Origin of the sequence: Actinomadura opuntiae, assembly GCF_030283205.1 — a bacterium.
In the GTDB taxonomy this organism is placed as follows: domain Bacteria; phylum Actinomycetota; class Actinomycetes; order Streptosporangiales; family Streptosporangiaceae; genus Spirillospora.
In genome coordinates this window covers 355,279-379,136 of the sequence record NZ_JASNWF010000009.1, presented here as the reverse complement: position 1 = coordinate 379,136, position 23,858 = coordinate 355,279, and the positions used below count along the sequence as shown (strand labels likewise).

Genomic DNA, 23,858 nt, shown 5'->3' with positions numbered 1-23,858 from the left:
GCGTCCGGCCGGCCAACAATCTTGTGCGCCTTACTCCAGCTAAACGCCTTTAGCACCCTTTAGTGCGTTGTGCTCACGCCCGCGCCGGGGCCGCTTCCGGTTCCCGCGGCACCGAGGGCGACGGCCTGCGCGGCCGCGCCGACAGCGCGACGAGCACCGACAGGCCGGCGAAGATCACGGTGGCGATCACGCCGGTGAGGTGCAGCCCCGCGGTGAACGCGGCGTGGGCGGTGCGCAGCAGGTCCTCCGCCCGCGCCGGCGGCAGGTGCGCGCTGTCGGCCACGGCGCCAGCGAGGGAGCGCGACGCCGCCCCGCCGACGTGCCCCATCCCGGCGTGGTAGAAGGCGGCGCCGGCCGCCCCGATGACGGCCAGCCCCAGCGATCCGCCGAGGTAGTTGCCGGTCTCCGACATCGACGCCGCCGACCCGGCGCGCTCGGGCGGGACGGACCCGACCACCAGGCTCGTCCCGAGCGCGAACAGCGGCCCGGTGCCCAGCGCCAGGACCGTGACGCCGGCGACGGCGGCCGGGGCGCCGCCGGCCTGCACCAGCGCCAGGCAGCCGAGCGCCGACACCGCCAGCCCGGACGCGATCGCGGTGGCGGGCCGCACCCGCCGCGCCAGCGCGGGCGCCGCCATCGTCCCGGCCGCGACCCCCAGCCCCATCGGCGCGAACAGCACCGCCGAGACCAGCGGCGAATGCCCCAGCACGCTCTGCAGGTACTGCGTGACCATCAGGCCCGTCCCCGCCATCGCGACCCCCGCGAACACCAGCGCGACCAGCACCGCGGAGAACCCGCGGTCGCGCAGCAGCCGCAGGTCCAGGAGCGGGTCGTCCAGGCGGAGCTGGCGCCGGACGAAGGCCGCGCCGAGCCCGGCCCCCGCGACGACCGCGGCGATCGCCGCCGCCCTGTCCTGCCCGCCGGCGATCGTCAGCTGCTTCAGCCCGTACACCATCGGCAGCACCGCGGCCAGCGACAGCCCGACGCTGAGCGGGTCCACCCGTCGCGCCGACCGGTCGCGGAACTCGGGCAGGACGAACGGCCCCACCGCCAGCACCAGCCCCATCACCGGCACCGCCGCCAGGAACACCGACCCCCACCACAGCCGCTGGAGCAGGAACCCGGCCAGCACCGGCCCGAGCGCCCCGCCCGCGAACTGGCACGTCGCCCAGATCGAGATCGCCTTCCCGCGCTGCCGCTCGTCGCGGAACATGTTCGTCAGCAGCGCGAGCGTCGACGGCGTCAGCGTCGCGCCCGCCACGCCCAGCAGCGCCCGCGCCAGGATCAGCGTCAGCGGGTCGGCCGCGAACGCCGCGACGCACGACAGCAGGGCGAACGCGGCCGCCCCGGCGAACAGCAGGCGGCGCCGCCCGATCCGGTCCCCGAGCGTCCCCGCGGTGATCACGAACCCGGCGACCATGAACCCGTAGACGTCGCTGATCCACAACTGCTCGGTGCCGCTCGCGCCCAGGTCGGCGCTCAGCCGCGGCAGCGCCAGGAACAGCGCCGTCAGGTCCATCGCGATCAGCAGCGTCGGCAGCGCCAGCACGGCCAGCCCGACCCATTCCCGTGTGCCGGCGAGCGCGGCGTCCTGCTCCTTGCGTCCCATCCTCGGTTCCTCTTCCATCCGGAGGCACGTTTCACCCCCCGATCGGAACCACCCCCCGATCCTCGACATCCCGCCCGGATCTCTTCAGAGTCCTCTCCGCGCCGCCCTCTCCCGGCGGAGGCCACCGGGCAGGTCACGAAGGTCGAGCGTCGAGGTAACGCCAAACCGCTATGACCGCTCCTTGTCTCCTCGCTGCGCGGACAGTAGACCTCGAAGAGGCCCTCGCATCCGTGGGCGTGGCCTCTGGACGCCAGAGGAAGGGACCGGCGCCCTTGCCGTCCCGGTGGGGAGATGCCCGTGGCAGTGGAGACCGGGAGGCCGGCCGGGCCGGTGCCGTTCAACGCGACCGACCGCGTGGTGAACTGGCTGACTTCCCGCTGCCAGGACGGCGCGCACATGCACTGCTGCGCGCTCTTGCGGGTGGCGGGGCCCGCTCCAACGCCGGAGGTCTTGCGGGCGTTCGTGACCGAGCGGGCCGAGCGTGCCCCTGTCCTGGCCTACCGGGCGGACTGGCGCCGGTCCTCATGGGTGCCCGCGTCCGGGTTCGTGGTGGGCGACCATCTGCGTTGGCAAGCGCTGGAGCCGGAGGGAAATCCGCAGGCGGCCGCACTGTCGGTGCTGGACGGACCGCTGCCGCCCGACCGCCCGTTGTGGGACCTGACGGTGCTGCACGGATACGACCCCGGCGAGTACACGTTGTGCTGGCGCGCAGATCACCGGTTCCAAGACGGCATGTCCCAGGCCGCCGTACTGGAGGCACTGTTCGGCGACCGCCGGCTGGCGGCCCCCACGCGTTCCGGTGCCCGACCGCCCGGCGGCGCGCGGCGGTCGGCGTCGTCGGCCACCGGCCTGTTCGGCGTGGGCGGTCGGGTCGATCTGGCCGTGCCGTGGCGGCGCACCGCGCGATGGTCGCCCAATGAAAGGCCGCTGACGGGACGACGGGTCCTGCACAGCGTCACGTTCGACCCCACCGCCCTGCGGGAAACGGTCGACGCCACGGGGGCGAGCCTGAACCAGGTGTGCCTGGCGGCTCTCGCGGGCGCACTGCGCGCCTGGACCCCGCGAGACTTCGCAGCGGCGACCGCCACGACCGGCGCCGCGAACGACGACGACCGTCCGGTCGGGCATCGCGACACCGGGCTGGCGGTACTCCTGCCGCTCAACCTGCGACCGCCCGACAGGGCGGGGGCGCTCGGCAACCAGGCCGCGGTTCTGCGGGTGGTGCTGCCGTGCGCACTGGCGGACCCTCTCCAGCGGCTGCGGCATGTGACCGTGCAGACCAGCACGTCACGGATGCGCCGCCACCGCGCCCGGAACCGATTGCTGGCCGAATGGGTCCCCTACCGGCTGGCCCGGCTGCTGCTGGCTCGCTACTGCGATCGGCGGTACCTGGCCATGGGGGTCACGACGGTGCCCGTTCAACCGGGGTTGGCGGTCCTCGGCGCGCCCGTGCGGCAGGTCACCGCGGTCGCTCCGCTGCCGCCCGGCCACCGCGTAGTGATCACTTTGACGCAGTACGGAACGTCGGTGACGGCCTCGCTGCTGGCCGACGCCGGGATCGCGCACGCCTCCTCGTTGCTGGACTTCTGGGTGAAGGCGGCCGAAGACCTGCATCGTCGCACCGGCGAGAGGACACCATGATCCTTCCCGAGCACGAGGGCACGAGCCGGCTCGCCGGGGTCGCACCCGGAGCGCTGCCGCTGGTCGGGCATGCCTGGTCGCTGCTGCGCGACCCGCTGGAGTTCGCCGGCGGCCTCTCGTCGCACGGAGATCTGGTGGAGGTGCGGCTCGGCCCCGTCCGGGCGTTCGTGCCGTGCCATCCGGACCTACTGTCGCGGGTGCTGCGCGACGGCCGCACCTTCGACAAGGGCGGCCCGTTCTATGACCGGGCGCGCAGCGTACTGGGCAACGGGGTGGGCACCTGCCGGCACGCCGAGCACCGTCGACAGCGGCGGCTGCTGCAACCGGCCTTCGACGCCGCGCACCTGGAGCGCTACAGCGCCGTGATGGCGGCGCGTTTCGGCGCGCTGGCCGAGCGATGGAGCGACGGCCAGGTGATCGATGCCTATCCGGCGCTGTACGACACCGCGATGGGCACCGTCCTGGACACCCTGTTCTCCACCCAAGCCGACAGCGCGGCCGTGCAGACGGTGCACCGATCGGTCGAAACGATCCTGGACCACCTGTTCCGGCGGATGTTCCTGCCGCGGCCCCTGCAGCGCCTGCCCACGCCGGCCCACCGCCGCTTCGCACGCGCCCTGGCCGACCTCAAGCGCAGCGTCGCCGCCATCATCGCCGCCTACCGGCGCGACGGCCGGGACCACGGCGACCTGCTGTCGACGATGCTCGCCACCCAGCGCCAGGACGGCGGCGGACTGAGCGACACCGAGATCGCCGAACAGGTCCTGACGATGCTGGTGGCCGGGGGCGATCCGGTGGCCTCGACGCTGTCATGGGCGCTGTGGCTACTGGCCGGGCACCCCGCGGCCGCCGAAAAGGTCCACCGCGAAGGCGCCGGCGTGGCCCGCGGCGCCGACGCCCCGCGCCTCGTCTACACCGGGCAGGTGGTCACCGAGACGCTGCGGCTGTATCCGCCCGGATGGTTGTTCACGTGCGTCACCAGCGCCCCGGTGGAGCTGGCGGGACGGCTGCTGCCCGCGGGCTCGACCGTGCTGTTCATGGCCCCGGCCCTGCACCGGCGGGCGGCCCTGTTCGCCGAACCGGAGCGTTTCGATCCCGACCGGTGGCGGCACGAGCGCGCGGCCGCGCTCCCCCGGGGCGCCTTCACCGCGTTCGGCGGGGGCGCCCGCCAGTGCCTCGGCAACACCTACGCCATGACCGAATCGGTGCTGGCGCTGTCGATCATCACCCGCCGCTGGCAGATCCGCTGCGCCGCGGGCACCGACGCGCGCCCGGTCGCGATGGCCACCAACCTGCGTCCCCGCCGGCTCCTGTTGCGCCTGACCCCGCATGCCGGCTCCGCCGCCGACCCGCCGATCCCAGCACGCCCGGGAGAGACCGCATGACCGTCGGCGTCCGCCCCACCGGCTCGTCCGGCCCGGTGATACGGGTCGACCTGCCGCCCCGCTACTGCCCCTGGCCCGCCGTCCGCCACCCCGACGAAGTCCCGCTCGCGCTGGGCACCCGGGCCTGGATCGACGGCTTCGCGATTCCCCTGTCCGCGCAGCAGCGGACGCGGATGCGCGGCAACGACTGCCCCGGCTTCTACGGCCGCATCATGCCGGCCGCCCCCACGGAACGCCTGCAACTGGCGGTGGACTGGTGCACGCTGATGTTCCTGTTCGACGACGTCCAGTGCGATGAGGGACCGGCCAGCACCGACCCCCACCAGTTCGCCGGCATGGCCGCCGGCATCCTGCGGACCCTGGAGACCCCCTACGGCGACCCCGGCACCCTCCGGGGCATGTTCGACGCCCCGGTGCGCGACCTGGCCGAGCGCACCAGAGCGTGCGCCACTCCCGTACAGGCCCGGCGCAGCGTCGAGGGACACCGCGCCTGGTTCTTCGGCGTGCTCTGGGAATTCGCCCACCGAAAGGTCGGCCGCACCCCCTCCCTCAACGACTACGCCCACATGCGCCAGCACACCGCAGCCGGCGCCGCCACCACCGCGTTCACCGAGATCATCGACGGCGAGGAGGTCCCGTCCCGCGAGATGGACGCCCCCGCCGTCCGCGCGCTGACCGAGATCGCCATCACCACCGCCGCCTTCGACGACGACCTGTTCTCCTATGGCAAGGAACTGTGGCAGGCCACCCGGACTCCCGCGCCTTCTCCGTGCCGGTTGAACCTGCCGGACGTCCTGCGCGCCGAACGCAACCTGAATCTGGAGCAGGCGCTGGAGCAGGCGGCCGAGCTGTGCAACCGGCTCACCCTGCGCTTCCTCCAACTCCGCGACCAAATCCTGCCCGGCGCCAGCCGACCGCTGCGCCGCTACATCGACCACCTGACCCACCTGATCCCCGGCAACCTGGAATGGGGCCTGCAAGCCGGCCGATACACCAATCCTGACGGCGGCCATCCCGGCGCCGTCGCCACCAAGGCCACCTTCACCGAAACAGCCCCATCCACCGCACCCCCACCGATCCCCTCGATCGCCTGGTGGTGGACACCCACCCTCTGAAGACGCCCCCGCTCCCCACCTCTCCCTGCTCCGGCCGTCTCGATCGGAACGCCGCAGAGCAGGCGTCCCCCCTTCCTGCTCCACGCGGGCCGGACCGCTTGGGAGGAGCTGCTGCGGGATCGGATGGCGCAGCTGGAGAACGTCGAGATCCGCGAAGGCGTCGATGCGGCGGGCGTCGAGCTGTCTGCCGACGGCAGCCACGCCAAGGTCGACACAGAGTTGATCAGCCAGACGCCCGTTCCGAACATGCCGGCCGAGCCGGCGGCGTTCCGACCATGCAGGCTGATCCACTTCGAGGATCTGACCTGGGGTTCAATGACACCACCACGACATCCAGTGGCGAGCACACCGTGGCGCTGGACGAGGCGACCTTCTCAGCACTGCTGGACCGGGGAGCCACCCAGGAACAAGAGAGGTCCGTCGCCGGCCCCGAGGTAGGTGGACTCCGCACGGCACGGGGCGGCGACACTCGCGCTGCTGGCAACGTCAACATGAAAGTGATCAGCGAGACGCTCGTTCACCACCGACACCTGCACCTCGGTGCTTCCGGAAGTGTCCAGAGGCTGTGGCGGCGGCCATCCCTCGCCAGCCACAGAGGCACCCCCCGACGTGGTCTCAATCGCGGACCACCGCAACAGGCACGGCAAACACGCAGGGTAACCAAACCCAAAGGGGTCGACACCCGGGCTTCAGCGCGAAACGGCAACACTCCGCAGACGTCCCGTGCACACCAGATGCGGAAAACGTACATCCGGGACGGGACAGGGACTTCGTCCAAGATCGCAATCTCGGGCGAAGTCCCTGGTCAGGTGGCGGAGGATCGGGGATTTGAACCCCGGATGGGCGGTAAACCCAAACCGCATTAGCAGAGCCTCGTAAACCGCCCCCAGGGGGTGGCCGCGTGCCACAAAGTCCACTCAAAAACGGACACGCGGCCACCCCATCCACCAAGATCCAATGCACTTCCAGGCCGTTTGGCCACACCACGGCCACACCAGCAGGCCTCAATCCCAGGACCAACACCCGATCACGCAACCGTGAAACGGTCGGCCACTCACAGTTAGAGGCGGGTCGCGCACCTGATCCCGCTTTCCTCGTCGTCTCGGCCAGCTTGTCAGCGGTCGGCGACCCGACGGTCGCCGCTCTGAACGGTCCGTTGACGGCCTCGGTCCCCCTGAGCCCCTGCGGGCCGGCGTTCCTGGCCGATCACCTGAGAATTGCAGAGAGGCGCCGGTAAGATCTCGCCATGCCCGGGGAACAGCTCCATGTCCAAGGCGCGGACTATGCGCGGCGGGCCAAGCTCTGGCTTGACAACTCGACCCGTGTCCGGGCGTCCTGGCTGGTCACCGACGAGTTCGGCGCAGAGAGGCTGACATTCCCGTGGCCCCACGGCGGCCAGGATTTCTCCTTCGACCTGGGCGGCATCCTCCGGGGCGACCGGTTGGAGAACCAGTCGTTCCTCACCGAGGTGAAGGGATACACGACCAGTTCGAAGCAGGGCCCTCAATACCTGAGCTACCTCGCGAAGTGCTACGTCGCACTGGACGAGCACCCCGGCAACGCGCACAACTTCATGTGGATCACCTGGTGTCCTTTCAACGTCGAGACCTGGAACGAGCTGTGCACGCCGACGAAGGTCAAGGAGGGCGTTCTGAGGGAGCGAGAGAGGGTCCTGGGTACTCAGGACGCTGACGCGGCTGCCGCCTTGATCGATGACGACCGCATCAAAAACGTGACAGAACGTCTGTGGCTCATCGTACTGTCAGAACGGCAAGAGAGGCTCGTCATCTCCCCGGCAGAACTCGGGGAGCTGGAGCGTATACGCAGGAGGCGAGGTCAGGCATGACTGGTCATCGTTTTTCGGCGCATACCGGGCACTTTGCGAGCATTGCGGATCTAGCGAACTCCATCTCGTCCGTGAAGAATGAGGTCATCAACAAGGTCCGTGCACTGGACGTCAGGGTCCAGATTAACAGCACTGAATACTTTAATAATACTTTTGTCCCCGATCTACTACTCACCTGGCCGGGAGAAGAACGGCCGCGCGAACTGTTCATCCGCGCAGACACCAATCCGGAGCATCTGGCCGAAGATATCGGCCTGGTCCCTGATCGAAAACCAATCTTCTTTGCACTAGGCTCCGTTTCGGCTTCAGCGGATCACAATTCTCTTGTGTCCTCCGAGGCTCGCGACCACGGCGTTCTGGTAACCGATTCGGCAGGCACGCAGGAGTTTCTGGACCGCAGGCGCCGCACCGACTTGATGGGCCTCGCATCTGCTGCCGTGCTGCAAGGAGGTCGAGGCGTCGTCGATCGGGCGGAGGCCGCCGAGACCGCCACCCTCTTCGAGGAAGGCTTCGAATCCGCCAAGCGCGGCGATCCAGAGCGCACAGCCAATGCGGCGAACCGGATCCCGGGCGTCCTGGACTCCGATCGCACTGATCGACTCCTCCAGGTCCTCCAGGCCTTGTGGGTCGGCGCAGGACAGCCTGCGTCCCTTTTTCCGGCGACCGTCAGACAGAAACAACTGGACAGCAGCGCCCTGCTCTTCCTCCTTGAACAGGACTGGATCCGAGACAGTCTATTCTGGCGAAACCTGGCCTTCACATTGACGTTCGATCAACTCGTGGCCCTGGACCTTCCAGAAGCCACCGATAACTTGCAAGAACTCGTCTGGGCCAACACGGACCGCCTTAAGGCGCGGGCCTGTTCTGCGATCGCATCCGAGACAGACTTCCCGCCTGACTCGAGATTTGCCTATTGGTCCATAGAGGACGGCGGACTCAACTTCCGGACCCGACATTCTCTTCTGCGCCTGTACGGCAGTGCCGAACAAATGCCCGTCATCCACGAATCCAGCGGCGCCCCACTGGACGAGGTCTTGGAACGGTTGCGACTTGCCGAAGCCCGACACGCCGTTCGCACGATCGAGTTCGTCGAGGAGGGCAGGAAATGGACGTGCGAATCCGAAGGCAAGGAAGAGGTCTTCAATGACGAGGACTTGCTCCGCGTGACTTCGACGGCCGGGCCGAACGCGCGCATCCGGCGCGTTGCCGTCAAAGCGGCCGGCGGGAACTTCCTGAAGCTGAACTACTCCAACAAGTCCGTGACCGGGTACGGGTCCAGCCGTTTCGGCATCGGGGAGCTCATCCCATTGGCCCTGTACGCGTTTCCGCAGTTTGATCCCGAGGAAGGCCGAGAGGCCAGTGCCGCGTTTGCCAGCCTCCAAAAGCATATGCGCGAAATATCAGGTAGCCGGCGGGCTGCCCTCTTCGAAGAAGAACACACGCCCGAGATCGACCACTGGTGACCGTCATGCCCCACCACCGTATGTCCGTCACGCTGATCGGGGCAGTGACGCGGAAAAGCAGGCACCGTAGCGCCGTGCTCTGCCGAAGGTCAGGCAGAAGCGAAGCGGTGCCCTGACGGGATCCCGGTAATGATCACAGCAGCGGGGCGAAGATGTCCCGGTCGAGTCCGGTCCACGTTCACTGCACAAGATCAGTTCATACCGGCCCGAACTCGACGAGACCTATCACGTGATGTTCGATTTGATGACCGGCGCTCGTCCGCCCTCTTGCGTCCTTCACCCAGAGGATCACTGATCGCCTGAGGGCATCAGGCTCCGTCTCCAACTCAGCGCGCTCGGCCCATTAGACGGCCTTCTCCTCAGTATGCCCCTGGCCATGTCGGCCTTCTGCCGACGCAGCCGCGCCAGATCCTCTGCCCGGCCCCGCTCAACCCCGAGTCCTCCGACGACTTCGGCTATGACAGCGTGTCGCCTCCGTTCCCGGCAGAACCGGCCAGACGCTCCTTATTCGTCCAGTCGTGAAGTCTGTGCTCGTTGCTACAAAGGTTACAAGTCGTTTGAGCTACTGACTTGCCGGTCTCCTCCATGATGCGAACGACTCCGGATCGAACGAACGTCTCCTGGCACGCAACGACGCAACCTTCTCCCGGTTCGGTCCTCCGATTTCAGGGAGAGCGCAGACCGACGCTTATTCGTTCCCGGAATACCGGGAACCGACATTCCTCCAAGCCCATCACGGCGTTCTCGTTGGCTGGGGGTCCTAAGGCGGCCAAGAATGTGATGAATGATCCTGTATGCTCCCGACATGACGGGTTTGTTTGGCAAGGTTAGCGGGGCGGAACTCCTAGCGCAGCACCTTGCGCGCACCCCCGGCAGCATTGATGACGCGGAGGACCCTCAACGGCTGCTCGCACAGGTCGGCATCTGGCTTCCTCTGGAGGTGTACGCTGACTGGCCGATCACGATGCCGTGGGCCGTCCGCGATCTGAGGTGCCGTCGAAGGCACCTCGCCGATGGACGCGACATGTGGTCTTATCCTGACAAGGACGGCTATCTGGCTGACGACAACTCGTTCATGAAAGGTATTGCCAGAAATCAGCAGATCGCCAGCAAAGCAAATGAGACGCTGAACGGCGCAAAGATGGCCGGCGGCTTCGTAGCTGCGCACATCTGGCGGGTAGTCCGGCATGACCTACTCGCCAGCCGAATACCGCGCCTCTACAGCTTCGTACCGAATGTTGTATGGCTCCCCAGCGAGGTGGCTAAGGCTACAGACCGGGAGGGTGGCATCTACCAGCGCACCCTCCAGGCCATGTCCCTCGCCATCTACCGGAAGGCCACAGTGAACCCCGCTCTAGCGGATATCGTGGAGGCCGCATGGGACATGCTTCCAGACCCGGGAGTGGTCATACCCGAGATGGATTTGGATGAGCTCAACTGGTTCGTCGCTGGTCCGAGTTTCTATAAGACACGCAACCGTCATCTCACAACCGTGATCGATGCTCTGGCGAGCCTAGAAGCAGGTCGCACTCTAGGGGGCAAAGTTATCACCTCCAAATATGCGAAGGGCCTGCCTTCGGTTAATGCAGGAGCGCGCACGAAATTGCTCGGTGAACTTCGATCTTTTGTAGTTCAATAGGAAACCTTTTGATGACTTACAGTAAATTTATTAACCTCCGAAGGCATGAGCCTTCTAAGGTGACTGCGCCCACCGCGAGATGATTGCGGTCGCGGATCTGTTCGCTCGCGCGGCAAAACACCTAATAGGCGCGAGGTCGACCAGGAGGTTCGCCCTGCCAGGGCACCTGATGTCCAGCCGAGCACTACTGGAATTGCCGTCCGCACCCGCTCGCCTCCGTGACTGGGTGACATCAAGCACCGAGCGCCACAGCCGAGTCAACTCCCGTAAACGGCCGGGCGGTCACCGCTGCATGATCGAACGAATGGCTGCCCAGCTGCCTTTACTGTCAGCCGTTTAGCATCCTCCAAGAAAGCTGCGACTACCTGTTCAACGCTCCTGGTCACGGTGACCTCATCTGTTGCAGAAGCCCGCGTCATATCGCACGAAGAACGCTCTTCGCCCTCGCGGAGCGCCAGGACGTTCTAACTATATAGAAGGACTATCGCACGCCTCCTTCACTTTTCGATCAGTTAAGGGCGGGGCATCGTCCGGTGGCCAAGGGTCCAGTTGTGCGCAACCAGCACAGCCAGGTCGCATGACGTACTGTGATGAGGCGCCAGGAAGCTCCGAGATCGGAGCACGTGACCACCCCGTACGTGTCGGTCAACCGCTGAAGCGCAGGACCAGGCGAGTCCATCGCCGAAGAGATTTGGAGGCACGATGGAACTCAGGACCGGCGGGATCACGCGAGAGATCATCGTCGCGAAGAGTCCGTACCTCCCAGGAGTCGACGTCATCGAGGTCCCCGGCCTCGGCTACTTCGCTTCGGTCGAGTCCGCTCAGGAGGCGCTAGACAAGCTCGCGCGCGGCGTCTGCCCGATGAGTCACGAGATCGAGCCCGGCTTCGAACCTCAGGTATGCCGAGTATGCGGCGAACATGAACGCGTAGCCGACGAGCCGAATGACATTTTCCCGGAAGGGGCATAGTGGGGATTCGAAGGTGAGGTGACGAGCCGATCTATTGCGACCACCAGCTCCAGCTAAATACGATTTAGCTGGAGCGAACACGCCGGGCGAGCCGATATCAGCTCTTTTTCACCCGGGCTGGAAGAACCCGATTTCAGGTTCCTTGAGAGATCCGACGACGAGCCCGCGATCCAGGAAGCGATTGAACTCCTCGCAAGATGTCTCGGGCAGCAACCCACAGGAGTGGCAGGCTGCGAGGTTGCAAGAATCGGGCCCCTGGCCGCTCTCACCCTCCTCCATGCAGATCGGATCTGTCGAGCACCATGCAGCATTGGCGAGCCCAGCTTCCCAGACGCGCTCCAGGTACCCGGGCTTGCCCATACGGACCAACCCGCCCATGGTCCCTTCGGCATCGCCCGCCGCAGTGTAGATCAGCATGCCAGCCATCGGACGCTGCCTGTTCGTCGAGACAAACAGTCTTTCGCGGAGGGATGCGGTGCTGTATCCGCAGTCGAAGATGAGCTGGTTGATTAGGAGGTGGGTAATAGTATGGACGAGGACCAGGCGGGGAGACACCTCGCGCTCTGCCGAACCACGGGAAGCCCTGACAGTCTCGTAACGCGCTGCCAGTCGCCCGGCACGCTGCTGGACCTCGCGCCTGCTCTCCCATCCTTGTAGCCGGGTCTCGTCCAATTCCAGGTAGATGCCCTCGCCGTTAACGGTATAGGCGGGCAGCCAGTCCAGGCCAGGGGGCAAGGGGGTCAGGCGCAGCAACTTCTTGCCCTCGCGGAGCTTGAGGCCTCCCGATTTCAGGCGCGTGAATCCCCAGAGTGCACGGGTTTCGCGGAGCGTCTCGATCAACCGGACGCGCGAGAATGACTCGTCGACAGCACTTGCATAGGATCCCTTCGCTCTTGTGACGCGAAGGTGCGGATGCTCGATGCTTTCCCTCAGCACAGCATGCTCGGGCCGCCGCCATTCGGTTGGGCTGTGCTCGTCCAGGTCGTAGTCCTGCTCTCCGGCCTCCCCACCGAGATACTCGTCAAGGGCATCACGGACCTGATCGTCACTAAAGGAGCTCGTCAACCCGCCCCTGTCCATTTTCCGGAAATTCTCGACGGTGATCTTCCCGTCCCCCATCGCGCGCGCCAGCGACATCCCGGACGCGAACTGCTCCGAGGTCACGATCTCCATGAGCTCTTCCGGGGTGGAGCTCGGGCTCTGCGGGAGATAGATGGAACTCTCGACCAGCGGGAAGTAGACGTTGGAAGCTCCCCGGAGGCTTCCCCTGATCGGCCACCCGCACGGTTGGCGGGCACCGCCGAGCCAGGGCCGGAAGCCGCGGCAGGAAAAGTCCGCTCCCTTCTCAAGGGTGCTGCTCAGGATGGTGGTCTCCTGGCCGTCTACCTGGATGGTGTTCATCACGTTCTCGAGCGACCGCTTGCGCTTGCATCCGTCGCAGGAGACCTCCTGGCCGGCGAGTGAGCCACCACCTCGCGAGTGCAGGCGCAGGGTGCCGACGCAGCTGGGCTGGACGGAGCGATGGACCCATTCCCGCCAGGGGAAGTCGTCCAGGTGGCCCTGTTCGCACACCGTAACGAAGGGAACCTGTGCCATGGCTGGCCCCTTGCCGCGCTTGCCCCCGCGCTCGTGCGCCGGATCCTTGCAATATGCCTTGCCCTCGAGGACCAGGGGGCTCGCTTCGAGGCGCTTGCAGAAGGGGCAGAAGCTCCAGGCAGGGAAGCGGAGGAAGGGGACGGTGATATCCAGGTTGGTAGTGCGTTGCGCCGGTCCCGCTGCCCTCCGGGAGGGGCGAACGTAGGGCGGCGGCAGGCGGAAGTGGTTGACCTTCAGCCTGCTCTGCAACCGCCATTCTTCCAGGCTGAACTCTTCCGGATCTGTCGCTCCCTCGAACCAATGATCCAGCCCAGCGGCAATCACGGAGGTGCCGTCGACCAGCACGGTCATGGCGCCAGCTCCGAAGGGGGAGATCAGCTGCGCGCGGCGGATGTTCCCGCTGGTCACTGGCCATCCTCCTGGACCTCATCGTCCCTGTTGTAGGAGCGTGTTATAGCAGCCTTGCATTCGGCATCGACGTTGCGCATCGATGCCGGCACCTCCCACGAAGTCGCAGGCTGCTTGCCAGGCGCCGGCGATCCGGCATAGCGCATGAGGCCATTGAGCGGATCGCCGCTGGACGTGTCAGCCTCCCACTCGCTGCGTTCCCATCTCTTCCACTCGCGCAGGCGCTGCTCGATGACCTCTTTGGCGTTCCCTGCCTCTTCCGGGTCGACCTGTCGAGCGCGTTCGAGCAGGATCCTGGCTGCGTGCCCAGCGGCATCGCCAGGGAGAGGCCAGGGCTGCAGGCCATCGGGGTTGGTCAGACGTATGTGGGCCACGAGCGCCCCGTGAAGTGCCCGTTTCATGACCGGCTCGGCGAACGGCGTCACACTGGTGGGCTCTACCTGGGCGTAGAGGCGCTCGTGATAGGTACGAAACCGCTCGTAGTGCGATCGGTCCCTGGGCTTGGCAGCGCCGTAGAGGGTAACCACGAGTCCAGGGCGCTCCTCCCAGCGGCGGCCCACGCGCCCGGAAACCTGGATGTACTGGGCCGTGGTCTTGGGCTGGCCGACAATGACCATGAGAGACAGCCGGTCGATGTCGACACCGACCTCGATGATGTTGGAAGAGAGGCAGATGTCCACAGCCCTGCCCTCACCGTAGGGAGTGGAGAGCTCCTCGATCGCCCGCGGGATCTCGTCGTTCCGGCGGCGTCCCGTGAGCTCCATGATGCTGCGCGCGAAGCGGATGTCCTCCAGCCCGTCGCGCCGACGAAGCCCCACCAGGTAGTCGGGGATGTCGGCCTGGAGAAGCGAAAGGGAGTTGCCGAGCTCGCGCAAGCTATTGAAGAACCAGAGGCTGCTCCACCACGGATCGCGCTGCTCGTCGGGCAGGGAGAGCGGTGCTTGGAGAAGCGCCGCGGCAGTCCTCACCTGGACGCTCTGCATGGAGCCGAGGGCAGGCGCGTGCACCCCCACGTACCGGCGCCCTGGAAGCAGCTTGCCGCGACCGTCGCGTGCCCAGACGGAGAAGAAGGAGTCGCTGGCGTCGAGGCCGTGTGGCGGGAAGAGAGCGACGCGGTCCCTGGCGTAGATCCCGGCGACCTGCTCCCGGTAGCGGCGGATCGTCGCTGTCGAAGCGATGATCTTCGGCTTGGCCAGCTGGGCACCGCAGCGATCGGTGCAGAGGTCCTCCACCACGCTCTCGTACAGCCCGACCATCGAGCCGAGGGGGCCGGAGATGAGGTGAAACTCGTCCTGGATGATCAAACCGGGCGGGGAGAAGCGTCGCTCGCCGGAGCGATCCAGGCCGAAGATCGCGCGGGAGTCGGGCTTCCAAGCCATGGTCGCGAACTTGTCCACGGTTCCGATGATCATGGATGGAGGCTTGTCGTAGATGTCATCGTCCACGACCAGCATCGGGAGGCCGTCATGGAACGAGCATCGGCTATCGGGGCATCGCAGCGTGACCCCGCTGCGATGCTTGTGGTAGCCGGGAATCACCTTGGCCTTGCTCCCCTTGGTACTTCGCAACTGCCCTTCGGTGGGCCCCATCCGGGCGGCGCACCACGGGCATCTCAGGAGCAGGAAGTCGTTGGCGGCATTGCCCGGATTCCTGGCGAGGTCGTCCCACGACCTTATCGCGCCCTTGCGGGAGTTCGGCGTGGTCCCGCCACCGAGCCATACGCCGATGCTGTAGGGCTCGCCACCCAGGTCGGAACGCCGAGCGCGGATATATTCCATAGCGCAGATCAGCGACGCGGCCCGCAGGAATTGCTGGGCGGTCAGCAGCCGGAGCGTGTACCGCATGATGACATCTGTCCCGGCATCCGAGGGATCTCTCAGGCGCCGCAGGAAGAGCGAGAAGGCGGCCACAGCAAGGTACGCCTCGGTCTTGCCGCCTCCGGTGGGGAAGAAGATCAGCTCCACGGTGTCCCGGTCCGTGCTGGTCGGGTCGGCTACCGATTCGGCTACGGCGAGCAGGAAAGCGATCTGGAAGGGGCGCCACTTCCCCCTGCCTGGCGGGAGCTCGCCGGTGGGAAACTCGCCCAGGACTTGCACGAGGCCGGACTTGTCGACGACGGTCTGCCGGAGCGGCGCAGCTGATCGGGCCTGCTGGACGAGCATCGCCTCGTTGGCCAGCCTGAAGGCCAGCGCAACTTTCCGATCCCGGCGGATCAGAGCCCATCCTCGCTCGACCCGTTCGAGGGCTACCTTGCAATCGGCGATGTGGCGCTCTGCTGCCGGGCGATGCTCCCGGGGGAGCTCGAGAGCCTTCTCTTCGAGCCCGCTTATCCAGTCCCGGTATCCGGCGACCAGGAGGCTGACTTGCCTGCTTGCCTCGTGTTGCCTGTCCTCTGCGGCGAGCGCTTCCATGCTCACCTCGAGCCGGCTGCTGTCGGGGAGCTGGATGTCGGGCGTGATGCTCGGCGCTTCGAATGACGGGAGACAGGTTGCCCTGATCGAGCCGACGTATTCTCCGGGTTCCCGCTCCCAGTCTGCGGCGCATCCGTGCCCGAGAGCGAAGGTCCGATGGTGCCGGTAGAGCAGGGCGGCTGTTGCCTCCTCATCGTCGGGCTCGTGCTCGCCCGGGCGCTCCGGGTAGGGAAGGAACGCACCTCCGCTCTCGGCTGAGAGCTCGAATCCTGCCTGGAACAGCGAGGCGCCGTCCTTCCCGCCGTGCGAGCGGTTCGTGAGTGTGACTGTAATCAGGTGATCTCCTTGGACCATCCTGCTGTAGGCGCGGACCTCTATATCGAAACCGCCAGCGTTGATGAGCTCTGGCTGCGGGTACGGATCGATCCGCTGCCGCTGGCTGCCGGTCACAGCCAGGTCCTCGCCGCGGAAGGTGGCCCGGATGGTAACCGGTTCCCGGACCCACCAGTCCCGCTTGCCTTCTGCGATAGCAACTTCGAACGAGCGGTACCGGGCCACCTCGGCGGTCAGGACCATCCGCGAACCCGCCGGGAAGGACCCGTGCACTGAGAGCCCGAGGGTGCTCGGTAGCCGCACGTTCGCAAGGGACAGATCGAGGTCGTCGTCCTGGCCAGCCTCGTCTCGACTGGCGATCTTCGCCTGCTTGCTCTCGATGTCCGCATCCGGCAGCTGCGGCTCTTCGCAGTGCTCGACGTCCAGGCCAGGGCCGGCAGAGCGCTCCTCCAGGGTCCCGCCGGGAAAAAGGATCCCGACGCCGTACCTCCGGGAAGGCACCACCTCCGTAAGGATCTCCTGCCCGGATGCGGCGTCGTGCCAGACGCCACGCGCCGCTTCCCAGCTCGGGAAGTGGACCGCTCTTGAAAGGTCGAGGGGCTTCCCGGAGCGCTCCGGCCCGGGACCGAACAGTTCCCTGGAGAGGGCCTCGAACGTGTGCTCCCTGGAGCCGTGGAAGGTCTGCCTCATAGTCGATTCCCCCCGGTCACGTTCTTCCACATACTCTTTAGAGCTTCGTCGTTCGCGAGGACTACCAGCCTGTCCGTGGCCCGGCTCAGCGCGATGTAGAGCAGGGATTCCGCGCGTTCCCCGCTGGCGGTGTCGATATCCGTGACCACCACAGCGGGGGCATCGAGCCCCTTGAAGGCATGGACAGTGCAGTACCGCACCTTCTTGCCTCGAGTAGCGTAATCAGCGAGGCGGTTGCGGAGGGGCTGGTCCTGCGCCCGCGCTGCGGTGCCCCCAGCCATCGGGGAGAGGACGACGATCTCGTCGTCCTGGAAGTGATCTTCATTGAGGAGATCGAGGGCACGCGCCAGGGAGCGTTCCTGCTCAGCCGGTGTCGAGCACCGCATGAACGTGACATCGATGCCGTCATCGGGGCGCCGGAACCCGCGGTAAGCGCCCGCTAGCCCGGATGCCTCTGCGGCCGTGCGCCCAATACGTGGCGTGTTGCGGCAGTTCCTGGCCAGCGTCCTCCTGTAGAGGCTGGGTGATCGTCCCGCGAGTTCCGCACGACCATCGCCCGTACCGTAGATAGCCTGGTGCTCGAAATCCCCGAACATGAGCCAGCGGCCACCGGCAAGCCCGCCCCGGACCATCAGGTCCAGCACGTCGAGGAAGGCGGGATCGCAAAGATCCTGTATCTCGTCGACGATGAGGACATCAGCAGGATCTTCCCGTTCCAGGAGCGCTTCCAGCGCAAGATCGGGCAGTTGCGAGTTCCACCAGCTGCTCTCCGCGTTTCTGGGGGGCCGCTCGCCTGCGAGGTCGACCATCAAGCTGTGCAGGCTCCCGGCCCGGATACCAGGAAAGCCTTGCAGCTCCGAAGCGAGCCATTGGCCCAGGAGGCGGTTGTAGCAAGCGAATCTCACCTCCAGCCCTTGCAGGCTGGCGCGCTTCGCCGCTTCCAGCGCGAGGAAGGTCTTGCCCGTCCCGGCTGGCCCCGTGAACAGCACCTGGTGCTCCTCGTCCATCGCATCGAGGGCCTCGTACTGCTCGTCGAGGAAGTGCTGGAGATCCTGCTCGCGCACCTGCCGGTAGTCGGCGGCGGCGATCGTTGTCTCGAAGCGGGGCCGGAGCCTCCTAGCGATCTCGTCGCACTGCGGGGGCGCGGGCCGGGCAAGGGATGGATCAAAGGCGGGGTTTCTCGAAGCGAGGTGCTGGCGAGCCTTGACCAGCACCGCGGCTAGCGTCTGCGAGACGGGGCGGCGGAGGTCCCGGCGGTCGAGCAGCTGCCACGGCTGCCACTCGAGCGGGTCGGCCTCCACCTCAGCGCTGGCCCCCGTGAACCAGACAGCCGACCAGAAGGGAACCTCGCGGACGTCGAAGCGCTTGCTGGACAGGAACTTGCGGATGCTGTGCATCTGGTCGCTGGCCTGCCGGAAGGGGCTGCGCGCGGTCGGCGGCTGCTTCCCCAGGTGCCACATCCCGTCCGCCGCCCTGCGCACGGAGAGGTGGGACTTCACCTCCACGCAGAGCACGCCAAGTTCCGGAACAATCACTACGAAGTCGGCCTCGCCCTCGACCTGGCGGACGTGATGGGCGAGGTTGAGCGAGTGGAGGACGGTCCAACCACTCGTACCAGGATCGGTGAGCAGCCTCTGGAACAGGAGTCGCTCGCCGGGAGGAGCTTTCTGGACGGGGACGGGAGGGATCATTCGAGCCATGCTGCACCTCGTGCGAGGAACGGTCGGCGGGCCATGTGCGAGGGGACGGTCGCGGTATCCGGGCTGATCGCGATCACGCGGAACGCGACCATGGCAGCGACGCCGGGAACCTCCTCGAGCTTCAGCTCCTGCATTCCCCGGATCTCCAGGTCGGCGAGATCCTGACCTTCCACGTACCTCTCCAGCGCCTGGGCAAGCTGGCGGCCAGCAGCATTGTGAGCTCTCCACAGTGCGCGACCAGCATCGAGGTACGGGGCCGTCGGCTCGAGCCCTATGACCTCGAGCAGGGCCCTGAAATCCCCATCATTCTTCGGGCGCAAGCACTCGTCGGAAGCCCAGTAAGGCACGTTCGTCACGGCGGCTCCCCGGTCACGCACCTTCCTCTCCAGCCCCGAAATCCCGTGCGTAGCGATCGCATGGCGGAGGCGCGACTTCCAGCCCTCCTCTAGGTCCCGGATCCCGGACCGCTTCTGGCCAAGGAGCGAATCCACGAGCGGTCGCAGGGCGCTGGCATCCGTGCCACCGAACCGCAGGAGGAGGATTGCGCCAGGGCGCACCTCTTCCATACCGAGATTCACCACCCGCTCGCCTGCTGGGGCCGACGGGCGCAAGCCCCTGATGCGCTGCGCCGTGACGGGTAGCCACACAGCATGCCCACCACCAAGTATCGCGAGCCGGGCCTCCGTCGGGTGGCCTCCGGAGGCGTGATCTGGTGCGGAGGCCTTCAGCAGCGACCAGTCAAGCTGCGGTGCCATACCCGCAGCAGGGAGCTGTACGGGGACGGGGCTGGTAGCGCTTGGAGTTGGGGCTTCCTCGACACTTACGCTGAGGCCACGGGTCGCCAGCTCGCCGAAGATGCCCTGGAAGCGCCTGCTATCCCTCACCCAGCGCGGATGGACGAGGATGATCCTATCGGCGCGGGGGGTCACCATCATCCGGGGCGGGAACCATACTCCAGCCCCCAGCACGATCGCTCGGTCCCAGACCTCCGGTGACGTGGTGAACTCCCGCGGCGCGAGCACTGGTACTCGCTGCCCCTCCTGCTCGAGCCATCCCGAGATCCGGCCGATCATGAGCTCTCGCGCGACCACGACGCAACTGCTGCCAGATCTCCCAGAGCTGCACAGGTCGAGGAACGCGCTGGACAGTACGCAGTTGTCACCCTGCCGGTAGTCGCTCCCTGCTGCAGCGAGTTCCTCGAGCAGCGCACGCAGGTAGGGGTCCAGGCTCCCGCCTAGCTGGCTTGCAAGTTCGAGGAGTCGACCGAGCGGTGCCGCTGCGCTGGAAAAGGCTGATGCGAACGGCACGGGCTCCGTCACCGTACGCCAGCGCGCGGCCCGTGCTGACGCAACGAGAGGTTCCCACGCCGGAGACGAGGCGTCCTCGCCTAGCTCGCGCAGGAGGGCGTTGAGGGCGAGGGCGAACCGCTCCCCGAGGGTGTCCTGGACGGGGCGCCGGAGGATCGAGGGATGCGCTGATGCCCTGTAGAAGGCATTGGCCGCGAGGATCGAACTCATCCCCGGCTCCGGTAGGCGAGGAGTTCGCATCCGGCAGGCGGCTCCCATGCGATCTCGGCTGGAGGGATGGGGTCCATGAACGCCCGCTCCTGCTCGAGCGCGCCCACAGCCGCTTCCAACCCGCTTTCTGTACGGTCGAGGACGGCGATAACTAGCCTAGCTCTGCATTCCTCCAGCCAGCGGCTGACGGCGTAGGAACCGTCCAGCACCGCTACTTCCGGCGACTCGTCCCACTCGCTCCACGCGGCGCTGGAGCTGCGCGAGCTCATCAGGACGCTGCGCCACCCGGGGATCTGGCACCGCTTCCGCTCGCCCAACAGGTCGAGTGGCCGGACGATGGAGGCGAGAGTTCCCACGGGAACAGCGGGAGTTGCAGGGCTGATCCTCTCTTCCAGGTCAGCAAGCAGGGCGTCCCGCGAACCGACGATGACGATGTCCTGGTTCCAGGACGTGATAAAGCTGCGGGGGGAGCGGCCCCGGAGCATCCCGCGGAGGAAGGGATCTTCCACAGCGAGGAAGCTGTGCCCGTCGGGCAGCGCGGCCCAGTTTGGGGGGACGCGCACCTCCTCGACCACCTGGGCCAGGTAACTGCCGGCGCTCGTATGTACCTGGCCACCCGGCCGGAGCCCGAGGAAGGTCCCGGAAAGCACGCGATCGGCAAGGTGCAGCCATACTCGCATTCCCGGCTCGAGCTCGCCGAGAGAGCGGTCAAGGCCGCTAGGACACCGGTTGTCCGGAATGCTGAGGAAGCGCTGTCGGCAGAAGCCGAAGGCCGTAGCCGCGGCAGCCACCGGACGGGCCGGCACGGATACCGCGAGGACGGTGCGCTCTCCCAGTCTGTTCAGCAAGTTGCCAAGGGCCGCAAGGGCACCGAGGCGCACCCAGGCGACGAACCAGGTCGGCGCGGGTTGGGGCCTTCCTCCAGCATCCTCAACCAGAAAGACGGGAGACGGCCGCCGGATGTGCTGATCTTCCAGCGCATCCACCTCCCCGGAAAGGTCGACCGGGTTCCCTGCCGACTTGGCTGGCTAACAGGGAAGGCCCGCTCCTGCTTGCAGCGCAAGGTTAACGCTTACAGCCCCTGCTTGTAAGGCACCCATAGACCCTCTAGCGCTGTTGTGGAAGCGCTATTGCAACCGACCAGCTCAGGCAACTTGACAGCACGAACCATCCCGCTCGTCCGCCTGATTCGCGAGGGAAATTGGGCGGACGATGAAGGCCATGTACCCACACACAGCTTATCAGCTCCGGCATCTGGAGAGAAGTTTTAGGCAGGGATCCTGGTGTCGCGTTTTCGGGTAGCGAAACATGGCACTCCCCGATGACTATTGGCAGGTACTCGCTGCCCGCGGCTAACATCAAGCGATCGTCGCCATTCCTCTAGCCTCGCCCGGCTACCACGCCCGCGGAAGCTCGGTTGTTAGGATCGGACGTCGAGTTGCCGTACGAGGTAGCGGCGCCAGCCTGCGAGCGAGAGGATGCCGCGAGTGGATACCCGAGCAAGCGGTGAGAGTCCCGCCACTGTCCAGCGGAGAGACGCGGCGATCGGCCTCGATCGCGGCGCTATCGTCGATAGGATCGACGAGCTTCTCGAGGTCACCTACCGCTCTGCATCCTTGGGGAACGTCGAGGATCCGGTCGCCGAAGCTATCTACATCCTCCTGAGCGTCCAGACGCGCGAGGCTATGTATCAGAGGGTGTTCCAGGAGCTCAGGGCTCGCTTTCCCACCTGGAACGAGGTGCTCGAAGCGGACAGGGCTGAACTCGAGGAGATCCTACGTCCTGCCGGCTTCCAGGCACGCCGAGCAGAGTACATCCAGAGCTTCCTTACAAGGGTCCAGGAGCGCAACGCGCAGCGGGGGATGCCTGGCCGGATTAGCCTCGACTACCTGCGCGAACTGAAGGACCGCGAGGTACTCCAGGAGCTGAAGAGCCTCCCCGGCCTCGGACCGAAGACCGCGCGCTGCATCATGACGTACTCGCTGGGACGTGACGTCTTTGCGGTAGATACGCACGTGAGCCGCATCTTCCACAGGATCGGGCTGGTTGCCCGCGGGAAGGGCAAGGTTGATCATGCCCTGTACGAGGAGATCGTGCCTGCTCGGAGCCGGCAGCGGCTCCACGTGAACCTTATCCACCATGGCCGTGCCATCTGCGGGTCCTCGAAGCCCGCCTGCAGGAGTTGCCCGCTGATCAGCTTCTGCGCGGAGGGGCAGCGCAGCATCGAACGCGGCAGCGAACCGGTAGCGGTCGAGCTCTTCGCCGGTGCGGGCGGCCTCGCCCTCGGATTCGAGCGGGCCGGGTTCAGGGTGGCGGTGGCGGTAGAGATGGACAAGGACGCCGCGCAGACTCACCGCGCCAACCATCCCGGCACCGTGGTACTGGAGCGCGATGCTCGCGAGATCACTGCAGACCACCTGCGGGCCGTAGCGCCGTCGCTCGGCGAGGTAGCCGCCGTAATCGGAGGACCGCCCTGCCAGGGCTACTCCGTGGCGGGCAAGCGGGATCCCGGAGATGCGAAGAACGCGCTCTTCAAGGAGCAGGTCAGGATAGCTTCCGAGCTCGAAGCTCGCTTCGTCGTCATCGAGAACGTGCTCGGCATGCGCAACATCAAGGGGGTCAGCTTCCACCACGCGGTCGAGGACGAGCTGAGGTCGAAGGACTATCACCCGGACCACCGCGTGGTGAAGGCGAGCAGCTACGGCGTCCCCCAGCTACGATCGCGCATCATCTTCACGGCACAGCTGGTCCGCAAGTCGAAGGGGCATGAGCCGGTCGTGCCGCCGGGAGGGTACTGCGGGGATCGGAGGCCGGGTTGCAGGTGCGGGCGCCCGTTCCCTCCCACGGTGACGGATGTTCTGGACCGGCCTGGCCTGCTCCCGCTCGGCCCGGGGGTGGAGGCCGAGTACATGATGCTCCGCGACGGCCGGGTCCTGCTCAACGGCTCGACGATGAACCACGGCCAGAAGGTGATCGACAAGATCGCTGGTATCCAGCCGGGCAAGGGGCCGATCTCGTACCGGCGGCTCCACAAGGACCTGGCGCGGACAATCGTCGCGGGCCACAGGGCGCTTCCCGTCCATCCCGTGCTGAACAGGACGATCAGCGTCCGGGAGGCGGCTCGTATCCAGGGCTTTCCCGACGGCTACGTCTTCTGCGGAAGCAGGGGGAAGCAGCCGCTCCAGGTAGCGAATGCAGTGCCGCCAGCGCTAGGCCAAGCCGTGGCCGGAGAGCTGATGAGGATCATCGAGGAGCGGCCAGGGACGAAGCTGAAGCGCGCGGAGCAGGACCTTTGCGGGCCTCCCCTCCAACTCCTCATCCCCCGGAGCGAGGCGCCAGTTCGCCGCTCAAGCCGACGTGCGCGCAAGGCGGCCGGGTAGGGCCGCTCGCACTCCGTCCAAGGTCCCAATAATCCTTTGCATCGACGATGCCGGATCTCGCGAGCTGCCGGGCCGCATCGCCACAACACGGCGTGCTGCGGATCCGGGCCGTCCGGGTGCTTTGTCAAACAGAGCTTAGGGTGTCCCATGCCCAGG

The 23,858-nt window shown here is 66.6% G+C and carries 14 protein-coding genes; 8 read left to right on the top strand and 6 right to left on the bottom strand.

The window, feature by feature from the left end; genetic code table 11:
• Nucleotides 1–73: 73 nt before the first annotated feature.
• Nucleotides 74–1,609: an MFS transporter gene (locus QP089_RS21985; RefSeq protein WP_285913609.1), complete on the bottom strand. Its 1,536-nt coding sequence runs from the start codon at nucleotides 1,607–1,609 to the stop codon at nucleotides 74–76.
• Between the two features lie 297 nt (nucleotides 1,610–1,906).
• Between QP089_RS21985 and QP089_RS21980 the strand changes: the two genes are divergently transcribed.
• The 7 genes from QP089_RS21980 (at nucleotide 1,907) to QP089_RS21950 (ending at nucleotide 11,667) form a co-directional block, all read left to right on the top strand.
• On the top strand, nucleotides 1,907–3,250 hold the full coding sequence (locus tag QP089_RS21980) for a WS/DGAT domain-containing protein (RefSeq protein ID WP_285913608.1): 1,344 nt from the start codon (nucleotides 1,907–1,909) through the stop codon (nucleotides 3,248–3,250).
• Nucleotides 3,247–4,635, top strand: a complete 1,389-nt coding sequence (locus tag QP089_RS21975) for a cytochrome P450 (RefSeq protein ID WP_285913607.1) — start codon at nucleotides 3,247–3,249, stop codon at nucleotides 4,633–4,635. The genes QP089_RS21980 and QP089_RS21975 overlap by 4 nt, the downstream gene beginning before the upstream one ends.
• Nucleotides 4,632–5,750, top strand: a complete 1,119-nt coding sequence (locus QP089_RS21970; protein WP_285913606.1) for a terpene synthase family protein — start codon at nucleotides 4,632–4,634, stop codon at nucleotides 5,748–5,750. Before QP089_RS21975 ends, QP089_RS21970 begins: the two co-directional genes overlap by 4 nt.
• A 1,246-nt stretch (nucleotides 5,751–6,996) precedes the next feature.
• Nucleotides 6,997–7,596 carry a hypothetical protein gene (locus QP089_RS21965; RefSeq protein WP_285913605.1) on the top strand — a complete coding sequence of 200 codons (600 nt, stop codon included), beginning with the start codon at nucleotides 6,997–6,999 and terminating at the stop codon, nucleotides 7,594–7,596.
• A gap of 71 nt (nucleotides 7,597–7,667) precedes the next feature.
• Entirely contained in the window at nucleotides 7,668–9,059 is a 1,392-nt protein-coding gene (locus QP089_RS21960; protein WP_285913604.1) for a hypothetical protein, read from the top strand.
• Nucleotides 9,060–9,843: 784 nt separating this feature from the next.
• Complete coding sequence (locus QP089_RS21955; protein ID WP_285913603.1) at nucleotides 9,844–10,698, top strand: hypothetical protein; 855 nt, start codon at nucleotides 9,844–9,846, stop codon at nucleotides 10,696–10,698.
• Between the two features lie 702 nt (nucleotides 10,699–11,400).
• A complete protein-coding gene (locus QP089_RS21950; RefSeq protein ID WP_285913602.1) occupies nucleotides 11,401–11,667 on the top strand; it encodes a hypothetical protein in 267 nt (88 codons plus the stop codon).
• Nucleotides 11,668–11,775: 108 nt separating this feature from the next.
• Here QP089_RS21950 and drmB read toward each other — a convergent pair whose 3' ends face one another.
• From drmB to QP089_RS21925, 5 genes are read right to left on the bottom strand one after another with little or no spacing between them, the layout of a single operon-like run.
• A complete protein-coding gene (drmB, locus tag QP089_RS21945) occupies nucleotides 11,776–13,671 on the bottom strand; it encodes a DrmB family protein (RefSeq protein WP_285913601.1) in 1,896 nt (631 codons plus the stop codon).
• On the bottom strand, nucleotides 13,668–17,105 hold the full coding sequence (locus QP089_RS21940) for a helicase-related protein (protein ID WP_285913600.1): 3,438 nt from the start codon (nucleotides 17,103–17,105) through the stop codon (nucleotides 13,668–13,670). The genes drmB and QP089_RS21940 overlap by 4 nt, the downstream gene beginning before the upstream one ends.
• Nucleotides 17,102–18,796, bottom strand: coding sequence for a nuclease-related domain-containing DEAD/DEAH box helicase (locus tag QP089_RS21935; protein ID WP_285913599.1), 1,695 nt, complete (start codon nucleotides 18,794–18,796; stop codon nucleotides 17,102–17,104). The genes QP089_RS21940 and QP089_RS21935 overlap by 4 nt, the downstream gene beginning before the upstream one ends.
• On the bottom strand, nucleotides 18,793–20,322 hold the full coding sequence (locus tag QP089_RS21930) for a DISARM anti-phage system protein DrmE domain-containing protein (protein ID WP_285913598.1): 1,530 nt from the start codon (nucleotides 20,320–20,322) through the stop codon (nucleotides 18,793–18,795). Before QP089_RS21930 ends, QP089_RS21935 begins: the two co-directional genes overlap by 4 nt.
• Nucleotides 20,319–21,308, bottom strand: a complete 990-nt coding sequence (locus tag QP089_RS21925; protein WP_285913597.1) for a hypothetical protein — start codon at nucleotides 21,306–21,308, stop codon at nucleotides 20,319–20,321. Before QP089_RS21925 ends, QP089_RS21930 begins: the two co-directional genes overlap by 4 nt.
• A 501-nt stretch (nucleotides 21,309–21,809) precedes the next feature.
• Between QP089_RS21925 and dcm the strand changes: the two genes are divergently transcribed.
• Entirely contained in the window at nucleotides 21,810–23,702 is a 1,893-nt protein-coding gene (gene dcm, locus QP089_RS21920) for a DNA (cytosine-5-)-methyltransferase (protein WP_285913596.1), read from the top strand.
• Nucleotides 23,703–23,858 lie beyond the last annotated feature (156 nt).

Coding starts and splice junctions, on each gene's coding strand:
- QP089_RS21935 (WP_285913599.1), bottom strand. CDS start 18,796: ATGATCCCTCCCGTCCCCGTCCAGAAAGCTCCTCCCGGCGAGCGACTC.
- QP089_RS21965 (WP_285913605.1), top strand. CDS start 6,997: ATGCCCGGGGAACAGCTCCATGTCCAAGGCGCGGACTATGCGCGGCGG.
- QP089_RS21975 (WP_285913607.1), top strand. CDS start 3,247: ATGATCCTTCCCGAGCACGAGGGCACGAGCCGGCTCGCCGGGGTCGCA.
- QP089_RS21950 (WP_285913602.1), top strand. CDS start 11,401: ATGGAACTCAGGACCGGCGGGATCACGCGAGAGATCATCGTCGCGAAG.
- QP089_RS21970 (WP_285913606.1), top strand. CDS start 4,632: ATGACCGTCGGCGTCCGCCCCACCGGCTCGTCCGGCCCGGTGATACGG.
- QP089_RS21955 (WP_285913603.1), top strand. CDS start 9,844: ATGATCCTGTATGCTCCCGACATGACGGGTTTGTTTGGCAAGGTTAGC.
- QP089_RS21930 (WP_285913598.1), bottom strand. CDS start 20,322: ATGAGTTCGATCCTCGCGGCCAATGCCTTCTACAGGGCATCAGCGCAT.
- QP089_RS21985 (WP_285913609.1), bottom strand. CDS start 1,609: ATGGGACGCAAGGAGCAGGACGCCGCGCTCGCCGGCACACGGGAATGG.
- QP089_RS21940 (WP_285913600.1), bottom strand. CDS start 17,105: ATGAGGCAGACCTTCCACGGCTCCAGGGAGCACACGTTCGAGGCCCTC.